The organism is Nocardia cyriacigeorgica (assembly GCF_010868145.1).
GTDB lineage: Bacteria > Actinomycetota > Actinomycetes > Mycobacteriales > Mycobacteriaceae > Nocardia > Nocardia cyriacigeorgica_D.
The window spans coordinates 22680-45668 of record NZ_JAAGUY010000011.1 but is presented as its reverse complement, the minus strand read 5'-3'; the positions used below and the strand labels follow the sequence as shown (position 1 = coordinate 45668).

Annotated in this window: 24 protein-coding genes and 3 pseudogenes; 13 read left to right on the top strand and 14 right to left on the bottom strand. The window is 64.0% G+C overall.

The features are described 5' to 3' along the window. Positions 1-121 precede the first annotated feature (121 nt). Positions 122-250: pseudogene (locus tag GV792_RS15145) on the bottom strand (aldehyde dehydrogenase family protein); the annotation flags it as partial. A 79-nt stretch (positions 251-329) separates the two neighbouring features. Continuing rightward, positions 330-506: pseudogene (locus GV792_RS15140) on the bottom strand (aldehyde dehydrogenase family protein); the annotation flags it as partial. A 134-nt stretch (positions 507-640) separates the two neighbouring features. On the opposite strand from GV792_RS15140, the pseudogene GV792_RS30330 reads away from it, so the two are divergent. Continuing rightward, positions 641-1210: pseudogene (locus tag GV792_RS30330) on the top strand (aldehyde dehydrogenase family protein); the annotation flags it as partial. Between the two features lie 23 nt (positions 1211-1233). Here the strand turns inward: GV792_RS30330 and GV792_RS29615 are convergent. Then, on the bottom strand, positions 1234-1359 hold the full coding sequence (locus GV792_RS29615) for a hypothetical protein (protein ID WP_256668250.1): 126 nt from the start codon (positions 1357-1359) through the stop codon (positions 1234-1236). A 164-nt stretch (positions 1360-1523) separates the two neighbouring features. Here GV792_RS29615 and GV792_RS15125 point away from each other — a divergent pair, with 164 nt between their 5' ends. From GV792_RS15125 to GV792_RS15105, 5 genes are all read left to right on the top strand, one after another. Then, entirely contained in the window at positions 1524-2096 is a 573-nt protein-coding gene (locus GV792_RS15125; RefSeq protein ID WP_218579918.1) for a GNAT family N-acetyltransferase, read from the top strand. Positions 2097-2656: 560 nt separating this feature from the next. Next, the gene (locus GV792_RS15120) at positions 2657-3400 is read left to right on the top strand and encodes an AraC-like ligand-binding domain-containing protein (RefSeq protein WP_163824746.1); all 744 of its coding nucleotides are present in this window, start codon (positions 2657-2659) and stop codon (positions 3398-3400) included. Between the two features lie 299 nt (positions 3401-3699). Then, the gene (locus GV792_RS15115) at positions 3700-4110 is read left to right on the top strand and encodes a YybH family protein (protein ID WP_163824745.1); all 411 of its coding nucleotides are present in this window, start codon (positions 3700-3702) and stop codon (positions 4108-4110) included. A 345-nt stretch (positions 4111-4455) separates the two neighbouring features. Further along, a complete protein-coding gene (locus tag GV792_RS15110; RefSeq protein ID WP_175584395.1) occupies positions 4456-5286 on the top strand; it encodes a maleylpyruvate isomerase family mycothiol-dependent enzyme in 831 nt (276 codons plus the stop codon). Positions 5287-5333: 47 nt separating this feature from the next. Next, positions 5334-5498, top strand: coding sequence for a hypothetical protein (locus tag GV792_RS15105; RefSeq protein WP_163824744.1), 165 nt, complete (start codon positions 5334-5336; stop codon positions 5496-5498). 113 nt (positions 5499-5611) lie between these two features. On the opposite strand, the gene GV792_RS15100 is transcribed toward GV792_RS15105, so the two are convergent. Then, positions 5612-6214, bottom strand: a complete 603-nt coding sequence (locus GV792_RS15100) for a DUF2867 domain-containing protein (RefSeq protein ID WP_163824743.1) — start codon at positions 6212-6214, stop codon at positions 5612-5614. Positions 6215-6420: 206 nt separating this feature from the next. On the opposite strand from GV792_RS15100, the gene GV792_RS15095 reads away from it, so the two are divergent. Then, entirely contained in the window at positions 6421-6681 is a 261-nt protein-coding gene (locus GV792_RS15095) for a hypothetical protein (protein ID WP_163824742.1), read from the top strand. A gap of 40 nt (positions 6682-6721) precedes the next feature. Here the strand turns inward: GV792_RS15095 and GV792_RS15090 are convergent, their stop codons facing one another. Further along, positions 6722-7345, bottom strand: coding sequence for an MFS transporter (locus tag GV792_RS15090; protein ID WP_163824741.1), 624 nt, complete (start codon positions 7343-7345; stop codon positions 6722-6724). A gap of 1233 nt (positions 7346-8578) precedes the next feature. Here GV792_RS15090 and GV792_RS15085 point away from each other — a divergent pair. Together GV792_RS15085 and GV792_RS15080 are read left to right on the top strand one after the other, a co-directional pair. After that, entirely contained in the window at positions 8579-9133 is a 555-nt protein-coding gene (locus GV792_RS15085) for a DUF6463 family protein (RefSeq protein ID WP_218579917.1), read from the top strand. Between the two features lie 304 nt (positions 9134-9437). Further along, on the top strand, positions 9438-10124 hold the full coding sequence (locus GV792_RS15080; protein ID WP_163824740.1) for a hypothetical protein: 687 nt from the start codon (positions 9438-9440) through the stop codon (positions 10122-10124). A 66-nt stretch (positions 10125-10190) separates the two neighbouring features. Here the strand turns inward: GV792_RS15080 and GV792_RS15075 are convergent, their stop codons facing one another. The 3 genes from GV792_RS15075 to GV792_RS15065 all read right to left on the bottom strand — a co-directional run bounded on the left by GV792_RS15075 (position 10191) and on the right by GV792_RS15065 (position 12746). Continuing rightward, on the bottom strand, positions 10191-10631 hold the full coding sequence (locus tag GV792_RS15075; protein ID WP_218579916.1) for an SUKH-4 family immunity protein: 441 nt from the start codon (positions 10629-10631) through the stop codon (positions 10191-10193). A 391-nt stretch (positions 10632-11022) separates the two neighbouring features. Then, positions 11023-12114, bottom strand: a complete 1092-nt coding sequence (locus tag GV792_RS15070) for an alpha/beta fold hydrolase (RefSeq protein ID WP_163824739.1) — start codon at positions 12112-12114, stop codon at positions 11023-11025. Positions 12115-12167: 53 nt separating this feature from the next. Then, positions 12168-12746 (bottom strand): DUF2867 domain-containing protein, encoded by a 579-nt coding sequence (locus tag GV792_RS15065; RefSeq protein ID WP_163824738.1) that lies wholly within the window; start codon positions 12744-12746, stop codon positions 12168-12170. A gap of 175 nt (positions 12747-12921) precedes the next feature. Between GV792_RS15065 and GV792_RS15060 the strand changes: the two genes are divergently transcribed. Next, positions 12922-13494, top strand: coding sequence for a TetR/AcrR family transcriptional regulator (locus tag GV792_RS15060; protein WP_163824737.1), 573 nt, complete (start codon positions 12922-12924; stop codon positions 13492-13494). 145 nt (positions 13495-13639) lie between these two features. Here GV792_RS15060 and GV792_RS15055 read toward each other — a convergent pair whose 3' ends face one another. The 6 genes from GV792_RS15055 to GV792_RS15030 all read right to left on the bottom strand — a co-directional run bounded on the left by GV792_RS15055 (position 13640) and on the right by GV792_RS15030 (position 19476). After that, a complete protein-coding gene (locus tag GV792_RS15055) occupies positions 13640-14455 on the bottom strand; it encodes a mycofactocin-coupled SDR family oxidoreductase (protein ID WP_163824736.1) in 816 nt (271 codons plus the stop codon). 49 nt (positions 14456-14504) lie between these two features. Next, positions 14505-14876 (bottom strand): hypothetical protein, encoded by a 372-nt coding sequence (locus GV792_RS30450; RefSeq protein WP_163824735.1) that lies wholly within the window; start codon positions 14874-14876, stop codon positions 14505-14507. Next, positions 14876-15649 carry a 3'(2'),5'-bisphosphate nucleotidase CysQ gene (locus GV792_RS15045; RefSeq protein WP_163824734.1) on the bottom strand — a complete coding sequence of 258 codons (774 nt, stop codon included), beginning with the start codon at positions 15647-15649 and terminating at the stop codon, positions 14876-14878. The genes GV792_RS30450 and GV792_RS15045 overlap by 1 nt, the downstream gene beginning before the upstream one ends. A gap of 4 nt (positions 15650-15653) precedes the next feature. After that, positions 15654-17498: an adenylyl-sulfate kinase gene (cysC, locus tag GV792_RS15040; RefSeq protein WP_163824733.1), complete on the bottom strand. Its 1845-nt coding sequence runs from the start codon at positions 17496-17498 to the stop codon at positions 15654-15656. Continuing rightward, positions 17498-18421 (bottom strand): sulfate adenylyltransferase subunit CysD, encoded by a 924-nt coding sequence (gene cysD / locus GV792_RS15035; RefSeq protein ID WP_163824732.1) that lies wholly within the window; start codon positions 18419-18421, stop codon positions 17498-17500. Before cysD ends, cysC begins: the two co-directional genes overlap by 1 nt. Before the next feature lie 110 nt (positions 18422-18531). Further along, positions 18532-19476 (bottom strand): helix-turn-helix domain-containing protein, encoded by a 945-nt coding sequence (locus GV792_RS15030; RefSeq protein WP_163824731.1) that lies wholly within the window; start codon positions 19474-19476, stop codon positions 18532-18534. A 378-nt stretch (positions 19477-19854) separates the two neighbouring features. Here GV792_RS15030 and GV792_RS15025 point away from each other — a divergent pair, with 378 nt between their 5' ends. The 3 genes from GV792_RS15025 to GV792_RS15015 are packed head-to-tail and all read left to right on the top strand — an operon-like array spanning position 19855 to position 22967. Further along, a complete protein-coding gene (locus GV792_RS15025) occupies positions 19855-21021 on the top strand; it encodes a hypothetical protein (RefSeq protein WP_163824730.1) in 1167 nt (388 codons plus the stop codon). 5 nt (positions 21022-21026) lie between these two features. Beyond that, on the top strand, positions 21027-21809 hold the full coding sequence (locus GV792_RS15020; RefSeq protein WP_163824847.1) for an SDR family oxidoreductase: 783 nt from the start codon (positions 21027-21029) through the stop codon (positions 21807-21809). A gap of 12 nt (positions 21810-21821) precedes the next feature. Beyond that, entirely contained in the window at positions 21822-22967 is a 1146-nt protein-coding gene (locus GV792_RS15015; RefSeq protein WP_163824729.1) for a sulfotransferase family protein, read from the top strand. Positions 22968-22989: the final 22 nt, after the last annotated feature.

Below are 22989 nucleotides of genomic sequence, written 5' to 3'. Positions count from 1 at the left end.
ACTCCGCAACAACATCGTGAATAGTATTGATGGACAAAAGATTCTGATTCAGGATCCCGCAGGCAACTTGGCCGACGACATCGGAGCCGGTGAAGCTCACGATATCGACAGCTGGATGGGTCGTCAGCTCGATGGAGGCCTCGTCGCCCCCGGTGACGATGTTGACCACTCCCGGCGGAAGTCCCGCTTCGTCGATCAGCTCGCCGAGTGTCAGAACCTGCAGCGGCGTATACGGCGACGGCTTGACCACCGCGGTGCAGCCGGCCGCCAGTGCCCACGGTGATCAACGGTAGGAGTGTCAGCACCTTGTCGACCAGTTCGTCGTGCACCTGTTCCTCGACGAGCGTGCGGGTGAGTAGGAGGCAGCCTTGTCCGCGGTTGCCGATCATATTGCCTACTACCTCGGCGGCGGCCAGGTCGAGGTCGGCATCGGCGAACGCGATCGCGGCCGACTTTCCCCCGAGCTCGAAGACGGTTTTCTCGAGCGTGCCCGACGCCTGGGCCATCACGTCGGCGACCCGGCTGATCCGCGTTCGATGCCGGGTCCGTTGATCCGGGACACGGAACGGATACGTGTCGAGCGCATGATCCGACAGGGTGAGGCGTAGCGCGCAAGGAGTTCTCCGGACCGGTCGGCGCGATCATTCCGTTTCACGGCGCGGACGAGGCGGTCCGACTTGCCAACGACAGCGAATTCGGCCTGAACGCAGGTGTATTCACCTCAGATTTCGGTCGTGCGCTCGCCGTCGCGAGACGAATCCGCAGCGGCAATGTCAACATCAACTCCTCCTTCGTCATCAACCCGGATGCTCCGTTCGGAGGCTACAAGCAAGAGTGGACTCGGCCGGGAGGGCGGCCCGTACGGAATCGCGGAGTTCCTCGAGGAGAAGTTCATCTCCTGGCCAGTGGGGTAAACCGCGTGAATAACCGGTTGGTATCGTTGGAGGTCTATTTCGGCGGCAAAGAACAACTGTCCGATGCTGTCTTCGATCAGCATGTGGCACGCGGACTGAACGCGGTCCCATTCACGGCCGACGATCTGCCGGGCTACGCCGGTGCCCTATACGACTACTGCCGGACGCACCCGGAGGTCCTCCGACTGGCGACGTGGCATCGGCTCGAACGTGGCACGGCGGCAGACCACACCATCGCCGGCTCCGGATCGGCCTATGACGCGAAGGCCAGGGCCTTGCGGGCGGCGCAGCGCGGCGGCCTTGTCGCATTGCCGCGAACTCACACCACGCGAAGTCGGACGAGGGGCGGCGGACAGTCGTCGCGGCGGTCCGGCGGCTTATCGAGTAGCCGCAATGCCTCATCACCGCGCTCACCGGTCAACGCTGCGCCTCCCCGTGCTGCCACCTGCCAAACCTGATCAGCACCGGCAGAAGTGAGCACAGGGCAACCAAAGATGTTGTGGGACAGCAAATAACGGAATCCGTCTGCGTTGGCCCGGTCGTTCGCCCGGATCCTCACATGATCAGAAACCGAGTGCGCTTGATGGCGTCTGCTGGGAGACTGGCGAGGTGCCCGAATTGATGTCGGCGGCCGTTGATGCCGCACATTTCACAAGCGCCGTGCAGCCGGTGTTGGTCGGCGACGGCGGCATGGTTGTGCGTCCGTGGATTCCATCGGATGCCGAGGCTGTTTTCGTCGCGTTCCAGGACGAGGCAATCCAACGCTGGCACGTGCGCACAGCCGAATCCGTCGGACAGGTCAGGGATTGGATCGAACGCTGGCGGTCGGTCTGGTCCGCTGGTAACGCCCAATGGGCGATTACCTGTGGTAGCGACTTGGCCGGGCGCATCGGTCTTCGCAAGACCGATCTCGCCGAAGGCGTCACCGAGATCGCCTATTGGACCACGCCGGAATGGCGCGGCCGCGCCATCGCACCGCGCGCGGCGAACCTGGTGACCCAGTGGGCGTTCGACGACATCGGCTTCGAACGGATCGAACTCACCCACTCGATTCATAATCCGCAATCGTGCCGGGTCGCGAGCAAATGCGGATATCTCCTCGAAGGCACCATGCGAGCCGCCGGCCGCCACAGCGACGGGCGCCACGACATGCACCTCCATGCGCGACTCCGTGCCGACTGACCACCACGCGAACATCGTTCTGGCACCCGCATGGTCATGGCCGCCGCGCCATCGTGGACCAGTCGGAAACCGGGGCGGGTCCGTAGCCCGGCGAGGGCGGCGGGTACATGATCAGGATCGAACGACCATCCCGGCATCCCACCCCAGAAAATGGAAAGCCGCAGGTAGTCGACCAGCGAAACGTCCGGCCGACCGTGTACTCCCCAGATGACAGGATCGGCGACACGCTGAGTCAAGGTGATGCGATGGGTGGATCCACTGACGAGGCCGGAGACTTCTGATACCACAGGGACAACGCTGGACAGTCACCCATGAACGAGACGCAATCCACGTATCGGAGACAGGCGTCGAGACTATCGGAAGCGTGTCGATTTCGCTGGCGAGCAGGTCGAGCACCGCACTCACCTCCGCTCCGGCACCCCCGCCGCTGTTCGCAACGTGGCATCGGTTGCGGTCGCACGTCGCACCGACGCGAGGTGCAATATGCTGACAATTAATATCGAGCAGCACAGCTTGATTCGCGAACACACATACTGATTTGCGAACGAGGAGGGGTACCCGTGTCGGAGGCGACATACCATCTCGACGCGCTGAGAACAGCCGACGTGCCGCTACACAGCCGAGCCGAAAGCTGGATCGACCACGTCACCGGCAACCAAGGTCCGCTGTCCTATGTGTTCCCCAGTGACAAAGGCGATTTCCGCGGGTCCACGCGAGTGGCCAGGTTCGACGAGCACCAGATGGTGGAGTTCGAGTCTGAGCCCATTACCTACCAGCGAACTACGCAACATCTGAAGTCCACTGATTTCGGCGATCGCGTTGGCCTGATCATTCCGATGATCGGCGACGTCGTAGTCGATCAAATGGACACACAGATCATGTTGAAGCGAGGCAGCCTAGGAGTAATTTCCATGGCTCGCCCACTGACGTTCGCGCACTCCGATCCGGCCAGGATCCGGCTACTTACGTTCCCACACGAAGAAATAAGTACCATTCTCCTACGGGGGGCGCCCATTGCCGCAGAACAATGGCGTGGCACCCTGTCAGCCGTCTCGGTCATGGCCGGAACCCTCGTACACCGTGCCAACATGATGAACGGGCCAGAGTTCGTCGCCGTCACAACTCATCTCATCGAACTCCTGACCCTTGCGCTGCGCGTACAACCGAGCCGCCACCTCGGTCAGGGCGACCCGCTCGGCCGCGGAGTCCGCGCCCACATCGCTGACCACGCCGACGACTCGAAGACCCCAACATCAAGGACTCCATACTCCAGATCGCCAAGCACTCCGGTTTCAGATCGGTGACACCCATGTCCGGCGGTTCGCCCGGCCATCACACCCCGGCGCGATCGCCTCATCCGACGTCGTGGCGACGGCCCCCTCCCCCATGAGCGCCGTGCGCGGGGACAGGTGGAACCATCCGGTTCCACCTGTCCCACCAGCCACTCCGTCGGGTATCGGAAACATATGCGTGAAAGACTTGGCGGGACTCCGAGGTGACCCCACCTATAGCGAGGAGCACGACGTATCGCCGGACGAGACAGCGGCCCTGGCGACGGCAACGACTTGACCTCGAGCGGGCTTGACATTCTAGCGTCGTGCTGATGACGAACGAGACCGAAGATGTTGCCGCACTGATCGAGGCATATCAGAACGGGTGGGCAAGACGGGACGCCAGCACACTCCAATCGATATGGGACCCCGAGTACGAAACCGTGTACTGCCCCTCCGAATCGGCCCGACCGATCGTGGGCAAAGCCGCGATCGACCAATACTTCGATCGCGTTTTCCGGGACATCCGTGAAGTGCACTTCATGACTGTCTCCGACTTGCGGATCGATATCATCGAACGCGTTGCTTACGCGTTCTTTTCCTTCCACATCGAGGGTGAGACAACCGGAGGGACCGAGACGTTCATCGTGCGCGGCCGCAACACGCTGATCGCGCATCGCACCGACGACGGTTGGAAGGGAATCCACTACCACGAATCGCTGCAAGGACCTCTTGCGCCGTAGGCGTAGACAACGGCCAATGATCCGGGCAGCTGTTCGCGCTGGACCGGCGGCTGTCCGAGATCGCCGAGTATGCACGCTGGTTCGCCGCTGCGCACATCGTCACCGAGCACGACCACGCTGCTCTGGAAGGGTTGTACGAAGAATTGGCTGGGAATGCGGAGTAGGCCCGCGACACCGATGTCTTGCGTCAATCTCTTGGCAGGATCTGGCTGGTCAATGGGTTGATGCCGCAGACGGCACGGATGGTTTGGGACTGTTCGATAGCTGCCGAGGATCGGATCCCGAGGTCGGTCACCCGGCAACTCGAGAGGTCGAAACTCGCTGGCATCGGCGGGGATCGAACGGTTGACTGAGGATGTGATTCCACTCGATACTCGCCCCTTGTTTCCGCTCGAGCGGCAGGCGCTACTCGACCTGCTGCGGTCGTTGGATGTGGACGACTGGTCGAAGCCGACTGTATGTCCAGGCTGGGATGTCCACGATGTGACAGCGCATATCGTCAACGACTACCTGCGACGCATCTCCGGCAGCCGGGACGAATACGGTGGTGCGGTGTTCGAAGATGACGACACGCTGCCGACCTATCTGGCACGCATCAACGGTGAGTTCGTTCGCGCGATGAGACAGTGCAGCCCGCACGTGCTGATCGATCTGCTGGCCCACCTTGGCCCACAGCTGGACCTGGTGTGGACGGAAACCGATCTCGCCGGCCCTGCGCATCTCGACGTATCGTGGGTGGGCCCACACACGAGCCCGGCGTGGCTCGATATCGCTCGTGAGTACACCGAATTCTGGGTCCATCAACAACAAATCCGCGATGCGGTGTCCCGGCCCGGTTCCGACGAGGTAGAGATGATCCGGCCGGTGCTCGTCACATTCCTGCATGCCCTGCCGTTCGCTTTGCGCGATGTGGTGCGCCCGCAGGGCACAGCGGTGCGGGTCGAGCTCACCGGTCCGGCCGGGGGCTGCTGGATGGCCGTGTCCGACGGCGCCGGATGGGATCTCGTCAGCGAGTCGGTGCGGCGGTCCGCCGCGTCGGTGCGGATGGACCAGGACACGCTGTGGCGATTGGGCAGCCGGGGAATCTCGATCGACGAGGCACGCCGCCGCGTCGATATCGACGGCGACCCGGAGCTGGCCGACGCGGCGACGGCATTGCTGGCCGTCGTCGCCTGATCCGGCACTCTTCGGCGGCGGGATTCACCGGTGAACGACGTCTGCCGGTGGGTCCGGTCGCCGCACCGGCGGCGGCGTTCGGATGCATCATCGGAGCCAGCCTCGGAGCCGGTATCGGCGCAGTGGTGGGCGGCGCGGCACTCGGGATCCCGGTGGGGGTCGCCAGCGCCGTCGAGATGTACAACACGCTGCATGCCGCGGGCGAGATCTGATCGCGACGCGATCGATGCCGGGATCGCCGGCGGCTTCTACGTCCGTGCGCCGGCCGTGTACGTCGAGGCTGAGTTCGATGCGGTGGGAAGGCCGGTGCCGCGAAAGATCGACGTCACCGACGGGTCGGCTGCGGCGCGTCGAAGCGTCGCTCCCACTGTCGGAGCAGCGCAGGGACAGCGAGAGTGCGGCGAAATGGCGCGATCGCGGTCATATACAGGCGTCCGAGTCGACCTTTGGGCTTTGTTATCTCCGCCATGTGGAGTTCGTACCCGCCGGCCGCCGTGGGTACCCAGCCCATGTGCATGACACCGTGGACGGTGTTATTGATGAATTCGAACGCGCATTCGTCATCGAGTTCATACACCGAGGTCATCATCGCGAAGCTCCGGTTGGTCGCAGTGTCGCGGAGATCGCTCGGCAGATGATCGCGGAGCAACCCCCGAGCACCATCACTCGGCTCTGACGGGTCCCACCGAAACAACCGACCGAGATACTGACGGATGGCGAGAAGAATTCGCAGCGGAGCGGGCGCACTGGCGAAGGGATCGTCCGTTCTCTCCAGAGGGAACAGAGTGTCGAGCACCGGTCCGAAGTCGTTGGGGCCTGCGCCGGGTATCTGGATTGCCCAGGCGTTTTCGAGCCGGAACCCGACGGCGATCTCATGGATTCGCCACGCGCGCGATGTATGCGCAGCATTTCGAAGTTGCTTACCCATGTCGGCCTCCTACCAGGCGATCACGTGACGAAGTGGCGCCGTATGCGTTCGTCCAACCGCTGCCACACGCGGGTGAAAGCATGTGAAACCCACCGTCATCTACCTACTTCCATCTGATATACGGTAGCGTATATCAGCAGACTAACAGATCTATACGGCTTCGTATAGATGACGAAGGGTGAGGCGCGGTACATCGCGGTCACAACGTGGATACGGAGGCAAGCGCACCGCTCGATGCCATTGCGCTGCATCCGTTCCGCTGCCTCGCCGCGATGACCGCGGCGGTCGCGGCGCACCATCCACCGCGATTCCCGCACCGATACCTACAGATGATCGTGACGCCGCCGCAATTCCGCGGAGTCGGTGCCGGCGCCGCTATTGTCGACCATCGTGTGAAAGCGGCTGCGAGCGACGGCATGCCGGCTGTCGCCACGATCGGGACAGTCTTGCCGATGAAGCAGGTATGACGGCCGGCATCCTGATGTTCCTGCGCGACGGCACTCACCGTCAGCCGAACGCCGCCTTCGAGCAGACGACGCCGACAAGGGTGGCCACTGCACACAGTAATGTGCCCACTGGCAACCACATGATGGAAACTCCGAGCAGAACTGCTCCGATCGCAGCACCGGAGGCGATACCGATCTGGAAACAGGTCACATAGAACGCCGAGGCCCGTTCCCGTTCCGCTCCTGCCACTCGGATGATGGCCGACTGAAATACCGGCGCAACCGCTGCTGTCGCAGCGCCCCATGCCACCACTGTTACGGCGAGCAAGCCGTACTCGACAACGCGAGGAGCGTGCGCCAGCGTGATCATGACTCCCAGCGCAGACAGCGCGAGTATCCCGACAGTCACCTCTGTCGATCGTTGTGGCCATCGATCGTTGAAGCGACCGACGAGCACGACGCCCGCAAGCCCGGAAGCGCCGAACAAGAGCAGGTAGAACGCAATCGGGGCATCGCCGCCCAGCGCCTCGACGACAATCGGACCGAAATATGTGTAGCTGGCGAAATGCGCACTGCGGCGACTATCGCCTGCCTCACGGCGGTAGTGGCGGTCGGGTTGTGGTGGACGATGCCGGCCGGTCGTGACCGTCTGTCGTGTTCGGTCGAGTCTTCGCCGCCCGGGCAATCGATCGGGAGCGGTCCGCGATGGGTGTACGTCGGTGTGATCTGCGTGTTGACGCTGCTGGTGGTTCTCAGCTCGAATGTGACATACACAAAGGTCGAGAACGACAGGAGAACGAGCTGGACCCAGGAGCCTGCGCCGACGGTGGGCTCGCTGATGTCGGCACCTTCGCCCGGCACCAGTTCGGCAATCGCGGCCCCGGCCGGACAACAGCTCTGCGCCGCGGACCCCGCCGGATATCGCGATGCGGCCCGCGTCGGTTCGTCCCTCACACTCGACTCCTCAGATCGCACTTGCGCAGGGCTGCAACATCACCGGAGATGCTCGGCACATCGCCTCCACCAAGATCCGCGCCGCGTGACGCTCCATATGCGACATACGCAAGGGTGTCGACGACTCTTCCAACTTGCGCTCGACCGCCTCGTCGCGACCTCCAGAGCCGATATACGGCACCGTACAAACAAGACCTTACACCGAATCCGCAGTGCCGCATCGATAGATGAGGCGAGAAGTCGCACGCCAGCCGCGAAGCACCTTCACCGACGAGCCAGCGGGCGGATTCACTAGGAGGGCTGATGATTGCGCATCGTTCAGCGTGAGGCTGACATCATCCTCCAGAAAAATATGATTCGTGCCGAGATTGGAAGCATCCTGCGGGAAAAGGGAGACCTCTTCGGTGCCTGACCTGGATGGGCCTGGCCGGCCGTCCCATGGACAGAGGTAGGTGCGATTGCCCATATCGCCCCGCAGGCTTTCGCACATATCACCGGGCCACAAGTCCCACCCTGGACGACGCCTAGCGGAGGCGGGGAACTGAATCGGACAAGAACGGCTGGTGGCAAACCCGGCCGCCGGCTCACCATTGCAGAATGGCACGGCCGCCGAGATGATCCTGCCGACGCGTCCCGAGCCGGCCGGATCGGAAATAGTCGACGTCGGGACGTCAACCGATCGGCAACAGCTTGTCAGGCAGGCCACACTGCGGATCGGGCCGCTCGCATTGATGACCTACGACTTATACGCTACCGTATATTCGAGTTATACGGTGCCGTACAAATGAGAGGTGACCGATGCGTCAAACCGCGAAGCCTGCGAAATCTTCAGGCACGCCAACGATGCAGCCCCAGACACCGCCGAACACCTGAACTGGAGGGGAACCAGGGCAGACATGCACTGCGAAAGTCGGTCCCTCACGCTGAACGGACGCGTCCACTCGGAGCGACATGGCCATCGATCATGTCATTTTCGATACTTCATCATCTCAACAAGCGCTGGCCAGACATTGCGCCAGAACCGGAATCAACCGCGATCATGTCGCGTGTCAGCGCGCATCAGGAGGAAACAATGAACACTGGACGAACGCTACTCCGTTGGGCGAGCGGCATCATGATCTTCGTGGCGACAGGGCACCTGATACTTCTCGCGCTGACCGATTGGGCAGGGATCACCGAATGGGTGAACCAGGGGATGTGGGCGGCTGTCCCGCTCGAGCTTGGGGACGAGGTGCAGACCGTGCCGACCCTGCAGAATGACGTCACCTTCTGGGCCGGGCCGGGAAGTTTTGCCGTGCCTTTGATCCTGTTGGGCTGCATGACTTGGTATCTCACCGGCCGCGGGGTCGCGGTGCCCGCTTGGTTCGGCTGGGGTGTAGCGGCGTGGTGCCTGTTGGGAGGCGTCCTTCTGGTCCCCTCGCCATTCTTCGCAGGCGTCGTTGCCGGCGTGCTGATCATTGTGGCAGCGCGAATGGATACTCGGCGGGTAGCGCTGGACCGAGAGTTGAACCCGTCGTAACTCCCCCAGCGGCGCATTCCGACGAGTTCCAGTGGGAAGAGCAGAGGACGACGCGCCAACAGTTACCGGGGAAGGTCCGAGAGACAGTGGCATTCAGCACTTTTCGCCCACTCCGTAGCGCGCGTCTGTTACTCGGACAGTCAAGGGTTTCGTCACGTTCCTTCGATGTGACGAAACCCTTTGACCGGCGGAGCGGCTTGTAGCTTCGATCATCTCGTGCGGCGATCTTGTGGAGATTGCGGCAGGCAGTGTCCTCAACCGTCGCACGCAGGTTCGCATAGCTACCCCACAATCCAAGGACAACATGAAAATTCGAAGGCACGCCGCGGCGTCGCTGATCGCCATCACATCGACCGTGGCCGCCTCCGGTGCAGTCCATGCCGAGCAGCCCTCGCCGACTGTGCCGAGCTGTGTCGAAGGTACCGATCACGGTGTCGGATATCGTGTCAGCCGCGACGGCGCGGTCGTTACCGCAACGGTGACCGGTGGTTCGTTCCAGCGTGCCAGTAACAGCGTGAACATCGTCGACAGCACCGGGGCCGTCATCGCCAGTTTCCCGATGCGCCTTTCCACAACCAGCGGCGAGGTGTCACTCGCTACCAGCGTCGACGCCTCGGGGACCACGCTCACCGCTGAGCCCATCGGGCACTGGCGGCAGATCTCCCCCCGGCAACGCGGCATCGAAGCAGGCCAAGGCGTCGGCATGGTCATCGGCGCCCTTGCCGGTGGAGTTATCGGCCTGGTGCTCGGGATGCTGACCGTTGTCCTCTTCCCGATCACCGCACTGATCGGGTTCGGTGTCGGTGGTGCCGCAGGGTTCCTGATCGGCGGTGCGGCGGGAGCTGCGGTCCCGAACTCCGACATCCCGGAATGGGACTATGTCCCTGACCCGCCAGACGATGACTCGACTGACAGAGACAGGCCACGCGGCCACAGCGGTTTGGATCACGACCCGTCGGACCTCAACGGAGATGGGCTGCGCGACGATTGACAGGATCTCCGCGGTCCAGGGCAGCGGCTTCCGATCGCCGCCATCGCGACGTGGTGATCCGCATTCTCAGATGGTGAGGCCGTAGCCCAGCTCCTCAGCGGCGACGGACCAGAACTGGTTCTCTCCGACCACAGCAGCAGCGTCGATGCTTCGAATCGTGGCGAGGGTGTGTTCTCCGTGCGCTTCCATGGTCTCGTCGTCGTCCTCGTCGATCTGGCGGGCTTGTGTGCGGGCGTCGGTGTAGGCACGGGCGCAGCGGGCGAAGCACTCGATGGTGGTGTTGACCAGCTCGGCGCCGTCGTCGGTCATGATCAGGACTTCGCCGTCGTCGGCAACAACCAGGGTCTGTAGCCCGTCGTCGTCAGCGAGGACAGTGCAGCCGCGGCCATCCGCCAATTGCGTGCGGGGATACGGTGCGGGGCACCAGATGCCAGCGAATGGAACCATGCTCTCGCGCCTGCTGTCGAGGCCAGCCAGTGCCGCGTCGATATCGAGGTCGTGTGTCATGTCGGTTCGTCCAGAAGGGGTCTCACAGATGTCGATCCGCGCCGGGTGCGCCCGCAAAGACGCTACCGGACTTCGTTGAACACCGATCTCGTATCTCTGCCGATGACTCCGCCACTGCCCAAGTCACTGAGGGCAGGTCGAGTCGAAGGGGCCCCGGCGAACACATCGCCGACCCACCGTAGCCACTCAACAGACACCGCGTTCGGCGCGTCGTGTCCGCCCGGGACGATCACATCATGGACTGGCGTCCCGAGGGTGCACATTTCGGCGACCGCGGCGGTGGACCACGCGGTATTCACCAGACGATCGGTATCGCCACGGACGATGTAGGTGGGCAGAGTTGTGGCCGATTTCGGCAGGGTGTTTCGCGATCGCGGCCTCTCCATGTCACCTAGTCGATTCTCGAGGCGAGCTCGAGGACAGTTCGGGTGAACAGTTCCGGCTTCTCGAAGTGGACCATGTGGCCGGATTCGACTTCGACAACCTGGGTGTCGGCGCCCAGCAGTGATGTCGCCTCGGCAACGTCGCTGTCGTCCATGGCAGCCATCAACACACCTCTTTTGCTGTAGTACGTGCCGAACCGCCTGTACCAAAAGTTGGCGTGGATCAGTACCGTCGGGGCGGTGATCGCCGATAGAGCAGCCCGGGTATCGAATCCCTCATACCACGCATTGTCGTACCAGGCCGCGCCGAACACCGGGTCGTAGCTGGCAATCCCCCGCAGGAAGATGTTCAGTTCGGGCGGCATGAAGAAGATCTCCAGCGGCCGACCCGGATGCGTATCGATGTAACGTTTCGCGTAGGCAATGATCGGGCGCGCCAGCGGACCTAGAAACGAGAGAATCCTGCTGTTCTCGATGAAGTACCGCGGGAAACCGACTTCCTGCGCCTGGGCAAGGAAGTTGTGCGTGACGAGCGCAGTGTCGCCGCCAGTTGTTTTCGCCGCACGGGGCATGACCGATGAGAAGAACGGCGGGTCCTCCAGAACAACACCGTGGACGAGATCCGGTCGGTATGCCGCGATCCATGTGGCAATCAGCCCACCCGAGGAGTGTCCGGACACGATGCCCGGCTCACCGACTACCCTCTCCAGGAATTGCGCCACCAGTTCACCGATGCGGACGTTCGTGTACTCAGCTGCCGGCAACCGCGCTGATCCGCCATGGCCGTAGACATCGATGGCATAGACGTGATGCCGCCGGGAGATCTCGGGCAGGACCCGCATATAGTCCTGCCATTGCGAACCTTGCCCATGGATCAGCAGCAGCGGCCTACCATTATCGGGGCCCTCCGCATAATTCGTGCGGTGGCCGCCGATATCGATCTGTTTCTCGACGAATCCGGCACGGCGAACCGCGTCCATGCCATCCCGGTAGTAGGCGCCCACCGTGCGGTCGATACGAGACCGACCCGCCGAGGCAATAGCCGAAACCGCAAGTACCGCCGCGGTAGTAGCGACGATGACCTTGGTCTTGCCGCCCAACACCCGCGAGTTGATGCGCAGGCACCGCGACTCGGAGGGGCACGCCGATCGTCCTACTCGGCGCATGTCTGCCACCTTCGCTCGGTCCCACGCAGCATGGACGGAAAGATCACGAAACTCCGAAAAGGTGCGATCGCAGCCATATAGGATTTCCCGAGTAGGCCATTAGGTTTGACTAGTACAGTCATTTGACCTCGGTAGCGATCGCCTTCCTCGGGCACCCACCCCATATGCATTACGGCGTGCACGGTTCGGTTTGCCACCTCGGCCGCCCACTCGTTCTCTGTGAGATAGAGCGACGTGAACGGCACCGTAGGGAACTCCGGGCCAGGCGGTAAGTCACGCAAATCCGACGGCAGCCTGTCGCGCAATGTCGGGGCGAGTGCAGAAATACCGGATCCGGGATCATCAAATCCGAAGATCTTTCCAATTCTCCATCGGACCGCGAAGAGCATACGGAAGAGCAACGGGTCTCCAGCAGGGTCATCGGACAGAAATGTACGCACGAGCCGCGGGAAGTCATCGGGACCGCCCGGCGTCGCCAGCGCCCAGACGTCTTCGACTTGGAAGCCCGGCGCGATGTCATGGATGCGCCAGGACCGAGAGGTGTGCTCGGCAGCGGGTAGTTTCATCGACAACTCTCCATCCGTTGACGCATTCCACACAATGCAAGGACACAGGGAGGGCGCGTTTCGACACACCGCCGCCTTCCCACACTCACCCGCCTGATGTACGGTGGCGTATAGAAAAGAGTAGCCCTGATATACGCTTGCGTATAGCACGTTGCCTGTGATTGGAGACACATACATGGGTGTTGCGCGGACACCGAGCAACCGATGGGTCGAGGAGGGGCTACGCACGCTGGCCCATGGAGGCCCGGACGCAGTCCGTATCGAAGTGCTCGCGAAAGCGCTCGGTGTCACGAAGGGCGGGTTCTACGGATACTTCTCCGACCGGAACGCGCTGCTGGAGGCGATGCTGGAAACCTGGGAACGACGCAGCGTCGACGAGGTGCTCGAGCGCGTCCGTCGCGATGGCGGCGACGCCAGGGAAAAGATTCAACTGGCGGGCGCACTCACCCTCTCCCCCGAACTGCTGCCGATCGACCTCGCAATTCGCGACTGGGCGAGGCGCGACCGAGCCGTCGCAGAGCGCCTGCGTCGAGTGGACAACCAGCGGATGCAGTTGCTGCGCGAGATGATCGGCACCTACTACCCCGACCCCGTCGAAGTCGAAGCCCGCAGCCTGCTCGCCTTCTGCATGCGCATCGGCGCGTCGTTCTTGGCCGTCGATCGAGCCGACGGTGCAGATCACGCGGAAGTCCTGGCCCGGACCGTCGATATCGTGCTCGGACGACCGGAGGACGATCAGAAGCGCTGACGCAGGGGAGCATCCGGCGACATTCGGCCCGCCACCGATATCGACCGGGCGCCGGGATCGCCGGCGCCCTGCGCGAGCCACGTCACGTGCCGATGACCCGATGGAGGTGGCGGGTCCGGTCGCCGACATCGTCGGTGATGTCGTTTCAGCGGTTGAGGTTTCCCATATCGACCGGGATCTGCGTTCCGGTGACGTGGCGTGCGTCGTCGGAGCAGATCCAGGCGACGGTGGCGGCGATGTCCTCGGGTTGGCTGATGGTGTCGGGCAAGGTGTTCATGTACATCGGGGACAGGGTGGCGGCGTACTGGTCCAGCAGTGGCCCCATGGCGCGCATATCCATGCCCGTCTCCACGCCTGCCGGGTGCACGGTGTTCACCCGGATCCGATGCGCACCAAGCTCATTCGCCATCGTCTTGGCCAGACCGGTGATGCCGTGTTTGGTGGCGACGTAATGACCGGTGAACGGTACGCCTTTGAGCCCGGCCACCGAGCTGGTGAACACGATCGCTCCCCCTGTGCCCTGCTCGATCAGGTACGGCACCGTGGCTTTCGCCGTATGGAAGACGCCGGTCAGATTCACATCGACGGTCTCGCGCCACTGTTCGGCGGTGATCTCCCAAGAGAGCCCGACCGAGCAGATCCCGGCATTCGCGACAACGACATCGAGCCGGCCGAACTGCTCGATGCCCTCGGACACGGCCTGCGACAGCGCGGCGAAATCGCGCACATCCGCGGTGCGGGCGACGACGCGCCTGCCGGTCTTCTCGACCGAACGGACCGTCTCCTCCAGATCGGCCGCTGTCGCACCGGCGTAGGGCGTCGACTCGAATTGTGTGCAGGCGTCGATGGCGATGATGTCGGCGCCTTCTTCGGCAAAGCGGATGGCTTCGGCGCGGCCCTGCCCACGCGCGGCGCCGGTGATGACGACGACTCGATCCTCGAATCGACGGCTCGATACCATGTGATTCCTCCGAAATAGTGAGTTGCTCAGTTCAATTCATAGCGCGTGGTCAGTCTCCCGAGCCGTCGAACGGCTCGAAGACCACGGTGATGGCCGCAATGGCGTCGTCGGGGATCAGGAAGTGCTCGGTGATCCGGATCGTCGCGATGACTGCCTCCGGGGTCTCGAGGTCGAGCAGGTAGCGGGCCACAACATTCGAATCCCACTCGCGCCAGCGCAGGTCCCTGATCTCACGTAGCGGCTTGTACTGTTCGCCGGTCGCCAGCGATTCGAGAATCTCGGGCCCGGAGGATCCGAGCCGCTCGCCGTTCTCGAACCGCATCGCGTCGGCAGTGAGCCGTACCGCGCTGGGTTCGTGGCTGATCAACGATTCCAGGTAGGCCCGTGCCACGGCGACGCGCGGGCTGTCGGTCGATGTCATCAAGAGGCTCCACTCGAGGTATCGGAGACGGCGGCAATCCGGGCGAGCAGCGGTTCGGCCAGTTCCGGGCGGCAGATCAGCAGGTCGGGTAGATAGGGATGCGGCGCGTTGTAGGTCAGCGGTGATCCATCGACACGGCAGGCGTGTAGGCCCGCCGAATGCGCCACTCCTACCGGGGCGGCGGAGTCCCATTCCCATTGCCCGCCCGCATGGACATAGGCATCGGCCTCGCCACGTAGCACCGCCATTGCCTTGGCTCCTGCCGACCCCATCCCGATCACCTCGGCCGGCCACGTGCGAACCAGGGCATCGGTGAACTCCGGTGGGCGTGACTCACTGACCAGGATGCGCGGCCGCGACCGCGCCACCGACGGCGCGGCGGTCGTGCGCCCGGTCACGTAGACCGCACCGAGCGCAGGCTGTGCCACCGCCGCTGCCGTAATGCCATGGCCGGCCTGCCACAGCGCCACGTGCACCGCCCAGTCACTGCGCCCGCCGAGGGCGAACTCCCGTGTCCCGTCCAGCGGATCGATGATCCAGACCCGCTCGGCGTCCAGACGGTCCGCACTGTCGGCCGACTCCTCCGACAACACGGCATCACCCGGCCGAGCTGCGGTGAGTCGCTCCAGCAGCAAGGAATTGGCCTCGGCGTCGCCGCGGCGCCCGAGCTCCTTTGCCGCGCCGGCCTCCTCCAACCCGAGTGCGCGCAGATCCAGCAGCAGCTGCCCGGCAGATTCCGCCAGGTCCGCGGCGAGTTCGCTATCCGAGATCATCCGATCACCCGTTCAGCAGATCGAGGATGGTCGTGGCCTGGACCGAAGCGGTTCCATGTTCCGGCCGCAGCACCAGTTCTGGGTCGATTGGCGGCTCGTATGGTGCATCGATGCCGGTGAAGCCGGTGATCTCGCCGGCGCGCGCCTTCGCATACAGCTGCTTGGGATCGCGGCGTTCGCACTCGTCCAACGGCGTATCGACGAACACCTCGGTGAACGGCAGACCGGCCACCCGATGCAGTTCCCGCACCCGGTCCCGCTCGGCCCGCGAGGGGCTGATCAGGGAGACCACCGCGACGAGGCCCGCGTCGGCGATCAGGCGCGCGACCTCACCGACTCGTCGCACGTTCTCGGCGCGATCGGCGGCCGAGAAGCCGAGATCCGCGTTCAGCCCGTGGCGCAGGTTGTCCCCGTCCAGCAGGTAGGCCGAGACGCCGGCCGCGACCAGCCGCTTCTCGACTTCCGCGGCGACCGTTGACTTTCCCGACCCGGACAGACCGGTCAGCCAGACGGTCTGCCCGCGGGTGCCACGGTCCTGCGCACGGACCGAGGATTCGTGCCAGACCACATTCGACACCTTCTGCGTCGGCCCGGTGATCATGCCCGCGGCGACCGTATTGTTGGTGGCCTCGTCGATCAGGATGAAACTTCCGGTGGCGCGGTTGCGGCGGTATGGATCGAACATCAGTGGCTGCTGAGTGCGGAGCTGGACGCGCCCGATCTCGTTCAGCCCCAGGGCATCAGCGGCCTCGTCGCGATGCAGGGTGTTCACGTCGAGCCGGTAGTCGAGGGCGGCGACGACCGTCTTGGACTCGCGGGTGGATTGCCGGATGATGTACCGCGCGCCCTCGGCGAGCCGGGTGCGATCGGTGAACCAGCACACCATTGCGTCGAGCTCGTGTCCGACGTATGGCCGGTTACCGGGGCGGCACAGCAGGTCACCACGGCTGATATCGATGTCGTCGGACAGTTCGACGGACACCGAGCAGGTAGCGAACGCCTCTTCCACCGGTCGGCCGCCCGGTCCCCAGATCGACTTCACGGTGGTCGCGAACCCCGACGGCAGGACAACAACGTCATCGCCTGCCTTGAAGACGCCACTGGCGACGGTCCCCGCATAGCTGCGGTGGTCGTGCAGCGCATCGTCGCGTTGACGTTGTGGGCGGATCACGTACTGCACGGGAAACCGGGCGTCGATGAGATTCTGGTCCGAGGCCACGTGTAACTGTTCGAGATGGTGCAGCAACGAGGTGCCCTCGTACCAGGTCATCGAGCCGGTCCGCTCGACGATATTGTCGCCCAGCAGCGCTGAGACCGGAATGAAGGTCAGGTCCGCGACGTTCAGCTTCATCGCGAACTGCCGGAACTCCTCACGGATCTCGTCGAACCTCTCCTTGGACCAGTCGACCAGATCCATCTTGTTCACGCACACCACCAGGTGCGGGATGCCGAGCAGGCTCGCGATGAAAGCGTGCCGACGCGTCTGCTCGAGGATGCCCTTACGTGCGTCGACGAGGATCAACGCGACGTCCGCCGTCGACGATCCCGTCACCATGTTGCGGGTGTACTGGGCGTGCCCCGGAGTGTCGGCGATGATGAATTTCCGCTTGGGCGTGGCGAAATAGCGGTGGGCCACGTCGATGGTGATGCCCTGTTCCCGTTCTGCGCGCAGTCCGTCGGTCAGCAGTGCGAGGTTCGCGTGTTCGTCACCGCGATCGGCACTGGTGCGCTCCACCGAGGCCAGCTGGTCTTCGAAGATCGCCTTCGAGTCGTACAGCAGGCGACCGATGAGCGTGGATTTCCCGTCGTCGACGCTGCCCGCGGTCGCGAGCCGGAGTAGCTGAGTCATCAGAAGTAGCCTTCCTTCTTGCGGTCTTCCATCCCGGCCTCGGAGATTCGGTCGTCGGCGCGAGTGGCACCGCGCTCGGTGATCCTGGTGGCGGCGACCTCGGCGATCACCTCGTCGACCGTCGCCGCGGCCGACTCGACGCAGCCGGTGCAGGTCGCATCACCGACCGTGCGGAAGCGCACGATTTCTTCATGGGGCTCCTCGCCGGGCAGAAGAGTGAGGAACCTGTTGTGCGCCAGTAGCATTCCGTCACGCGGGATGACCTGGCGCCGGTGCGCGTAGTAGATCGAAGGCAGGTCGATGTTGTCGTCGGCGATGTACTGCCAGATATCGAGCTCGGTCCAGTTCGACAGCGGGAAGACCCGAATGTGTTCTCCTCGCCGGTGCCGGCCGTTGTAGAGATTCCACAGCTCGGGGCGCTGATTCTTCGGGTCCCATTGACCGAATTCGTCGCGGAAGCTGAAGATACGCTCCTTGGCACGCGCCTTCTCTTCATCGCGACGCGCGCCACCGAACGCCGCGTCGAAGCCGCCCTCGGTGATTCCGCGCAGCAGCGCCGTGGTCTGCAGGCGGTTGCGGCTGGCGCGCGGGCCGGTCTCCTCGACGACACGGCCTGCGTCGATATCGTCCTGCACGCTGGCCACCACCAGGCGCAGACCGTAGTCGGCGACCATCCGATCCCGGAACTCGATCACCTCATCGAAGTTGTGGCCGGTATCGACGTGCATCACCGGAAACGGCAAGGGCGACGGCCAGAAGGCCTTCATCGCCAGATGCAGCATGACGACCGAGTCCTTGCCGCCGGAGAAGAGCAGCACCGGATGCTCGAAGGTCGCGGCGACCTCGCGGAAGATGTGAACGGCCTCGGATTCGAGCGTGCGTAGATGAGATTGCTCGTAGGCCGGCAGGGTGTGGGATTGCACTGACGCCTCCTCGTGATCAACCCACCGGCTACGTGTTCCATATATGGAATGCGGCGTTCCAAGTGGGGAGTGAGGGGACTGTAGGAGCTAGGTCAGCGCAGGGTCAACGTTCATGTCCCTCTCAGTGAGACAAAGGGGTCGTACCCACCGGCCTCCGCGGTGAGCCGATCACCCGCCGCCTTGAGCGCGGAGGTGAGTTCGGTGAGCTCGGCATTCTCGATCACCCGATCGATATAGATGTTGAGCACCATCGACTGGCGTCCGTCCACGTCGTAGACCGGCGCGCCGATCAGGCTCACCCGATGCGGGCCTGCGGAATCGTTCAGCGTCCGCCCGAAGTACATGCGCCGCCCCAGATTCGCCACCATCTCGCCGAGCAGGTAGCGCACATCGGCGGGCAGGTCGTGCCCCACCGCACCTGCCATCAACGTGTGCAGGCGCATCATCTCCCTCGAAGTGCCCTCCACCAGATAGCCGCTCGCCCGGCAATCGGCCGCAGCCTCGAGCAATTGGTCGCGGTCGAGTTCGACCGGCAGCACCGGCTCACGCTCCATCCAGCGATCCAGCTCGCTGTCGGGCTCCCACAGCAGATACATCAGGCCCACCGGCGGCGCATAGGGGTAGGTCTGACCCACCTTCGCCGGAGCCGTCGTGCCTGGCGGAGCCACGATCTCGAGCACCACGATCTTGTCCCCCACCACCCCCGACGCCGTGCAGATGGCATCGAAACGCTCGCTCAACCCTTCGAGCTCCAAGCGCACCGTCGGCGACGCCACCATGTCCCGCTGCGCGGCACGTCCGGCCGCGATCAACGCTGGACCCAAACCGTAGGTCTTGCCCCTGGGATCGCGGGTCACATAGCCCGCCGCGACCAGTTCGGTGAGGATGCCGAGCCCCGTCGGTTTACTGACCTCGCACCGTCGGGACAGCTCGGCCAGACCGAAGCGTTCGCCCTGGTGGGCGACGAGGAAGTTCAGCAGGCGTACCACCCGGGCGGTGGGCGGCGATGTCCGATCCAACGTTGCGGCGTCGACCGCCGGAGAGCCGTTACCCATGTCCGCTCCTCTCGTCCTCATCTACCGACGCCGAACGTAACAGAACTACCGGGGTGTTCCATATATCGAACACTCGGGCAATTGTCGGCAAGGCCACCCACTGCGACGGGCAGGACTGGACAGAGGCGACAGACCCGACACCGACGCCGCCACAACCGGCAAATACCTTGCCGCCCAGGCTGATCTGGGACACCACCGCACCAGTGTCGACACGCGGGGGCATCCGGTCGCCGCGTCGACATGCCCGCCACAGAGTTCCCACCGAGCGGGACAACTCGCTCGATGCGCTCGCAGCACTGCCTACTCTCGCCGTCACCACCAGAATCTACCGCTGCGTTCCATATTTCGAACACAGCTGAATTGGAGGGATCCCACACCATGCTGACCGCTTCCTTTGCCGCCGATCTGGCCGCAGCCGAAGAATTGATCAAGAGCGCACCACACGTCCGGACAGAGCAGGATCTCCTCGAGGGCTACCAATACCTGGCGGGCAGCATCATCGCGACCTTGCACGCAGCCTGGGCTCCGGAGCTGGCCGCACCGCTGTTCATCTCGGGCGCGGGACCGTTCATCAAGCAGGGCCTCGATAACCCCGACACCCTGTACTTCAACGCGTCGATCAGCGACAACGCCGAGTATGTGGTCACCGGAAAACGTGGTACCACAGCCGATCTCAGCTTTCAGGTGCTGGCAGGCCAGTACACCGACACGAATGTGCCCGCCAGCGTCGCCGCATTCGACGATCGCGAGATCGACATCGCCCCGGACGGCAGCTTCGAGCTGCGGTTCGGCCCACACGAGGCGGCCGGGCGCCGCAACTACATCACGCTCGCACCCGGTTCCAGCGAACTGCTGGTGCGCGAGGTCTACAGCGACTGGACCGCAGAGCGCGGCACCATCACCATTGCCCGCACCGACACCGCGGGCCTGCCGATTCCGCCGCTGACCACGCCGACGGTCCAGCGACGCTTCACCGACGCGGGCGCCGCCCTGCTCACCCGCATCCGTACCTGGCTGCAATTCCCCGAATGGTTCTACCTGAATCTTCCGGTGAACACCCTCATCGAGCCCCGACTCACCCCGGGCGGTCTGGCGACGCAGTACTCCTCGGTCGGGCACTACGACCTCGCCGACGACGAGGCGATGATCATCACCGTTCCCTGCTCCGAGGCCCCCTATCAAGGCTTCCAGCTGGGCAGCATGTGGTATCTGTCGCTGGATTACGTCAATCACCAGACCTCGCTGACCTCGGCCCAGTCGCAGGTGGACCCCGACGGCAAGATCCGTCTCGTCGTCAGTGAGCGCGACCCCGGCGTCACCAATTGGCTGGAGACCGTGGGGCATTCGCGTGGGTATCTCCAGTTCCGGTGGCAGCGGCTCTCGCGCGCCCTGACCGAGGCCGACGGACCGACCGCCGAGATCGTGACGATCGACCAGGTCGCCGAACGACTGCCCTACTTCGAGCACAACAAGATCACGCCCGAGGACTTCACCGCCAGGATCGCGGCACGTCAGAGCACCTTCGCCCAGCGGATGCTCGGGTGAACGCCATGACAGGGCTGCTGCAGGACAAGGTCGTCGTCGTCTCCGGTGTCGGACCAGGGCTCGGCCGCTCGATCGCACTGCGCAGCGCAGGCGCCGGTGCCGACCTCGTCTTGGTAGCGCGCACCCGGTCCACCCTCGAGGAAGTGGCGAAGGAAGTGATCGCGCTCGGGCGGCGTGCGATCACGGTGCAGGCCGACCTGACCGATCATTCGTCGGCCGAGAATGTCGTGGCGCAGGCATGCCAGGCGTACGGCCGGATCGACGTACTGGTCAACAACGCGTTCCATATGCCGTCGATGGTCGACTTCGCACACACCGACCACCAGCACATCCGCGACAGCATCGAGTTGTCGGTGATCGGCTCGCTTCGGATGAGCCAGCTGTGCACTCCGGCGCTGTCCGCGACCCAGGGTTCCATCGTGATGGTCAACTCGATGGTGCTGCGCCATTCCGATCCCACCTACGGCAGCTACAAGATCGCCAAGAGTGCCCTGCTCTCGATGGCTCAGTCATTGTCCAGCGAGATCGGCCCTCATGGCATCCGCGTGAATTCCGTTGCCCCGGGGTATATCTGGGCCGACACCCTGAAGGGCTACTTCGCCGCGGTCGCCGCCGAACAGAACAGCACCGTCGAGCAGGTCTACCAGACCACCGCCGCCAACACCGATCTGCGCCGACTGCCCGAGCCCGACCAGATCGCCGATTCGATCGTCTTCCTCGCCTCCGATCACGCGGCCGCGATCACCGGCCAATGTCTCGACGTCAATTGCGGCGAATACCACCACTGAACGGAGAACACCGTGAGCACTGACCCCACCGCGGTCGGCACCGTCCGCGATCTGCACGAACTCGCCGCGTCTTGCACCGAGGGCGCCGACTTCGGTCCCGACGACTACTCCGAGGGCCTCGAGGTCCTGCTCGATTCCTATGCCCGCGAGGCGAAGCTGACCCCGCTGGGTGTGCTCGCCATACGGGAGACGCTGCGCGGCGCGCTCGTGGCCCGTTCGCTCAGCGAGGCCGCATGGCAGTCACGGCCGGACTGTACCGAGATCCCGATCCAGCAGCCCATTTTCGTCACAGGTCTGCCCCGGACCGGTACGACGGCATTGCACCGGCTGCTCACCGCCGACCCCACGCACCAAGGACTGGAGATGTGGCTGGCCGAGCGTCCACAGCCGCGCCCGCCACGGTCGGAATGGGCGTCGAACCCCTCGTTCCAGGAGATCGACGCCGCCTACCGCGCACAGCGAGCCGCCAATCCCGACCTCTCCGGTATGCATTACATGGATGCCGTCGAGGTCGAAGAATGCTGGCGGGTACTGCAGCAATCGATGCAGTCGATCGCCTACGAGTGCCTCACCTACGTCCCGACATACTCCGCGTGGCTTGCCGAACAGGAGTGGACCAACGCCTACGAACGGCACCGCCGCACCCTTCAGCTCATCGGCGCCAACGACACCGACCGGCGCTGGGTGTTGAAGAACCCAAGCCACATCTTCGCCCTCGATGAGATCCTGCGCGTCTACCCGGACGCGTTGATCGTCCACACTCATCGCTCGCCGCGGACGGTGATCGCCTCCATGTGCAGCGTGAACCAGCAGGCGACCCTCGGCTGGTCGGAGGCCTTCGACCCGCACACCATCGGACGTACGCAGCTCGATCTGTGGGCGCGGGGCATGGAGAAGTTCACCGAGGCCCGCCGCCGCCACGATTCCGCACAGTTTCTCGACGTGGAGTACGACGACTTCGTCGCCGACCCGCTTGGCACGGTCGCCACCGTCTACAGCCACTTCGGGCTCGACCTGACCGAAACCGCGCTGGCCGCCATCCACGCGATGGATGACGAGAGCCATCGTGGGGAACGCAAACCCGTGCACACCTACGGGCTCGCCGAATTCGGGCTCACCGCAGCCCAGGTCGACGAACGATTCGCCGGTATGCGCTGAGCGATTCGACGATCCCTCCCCT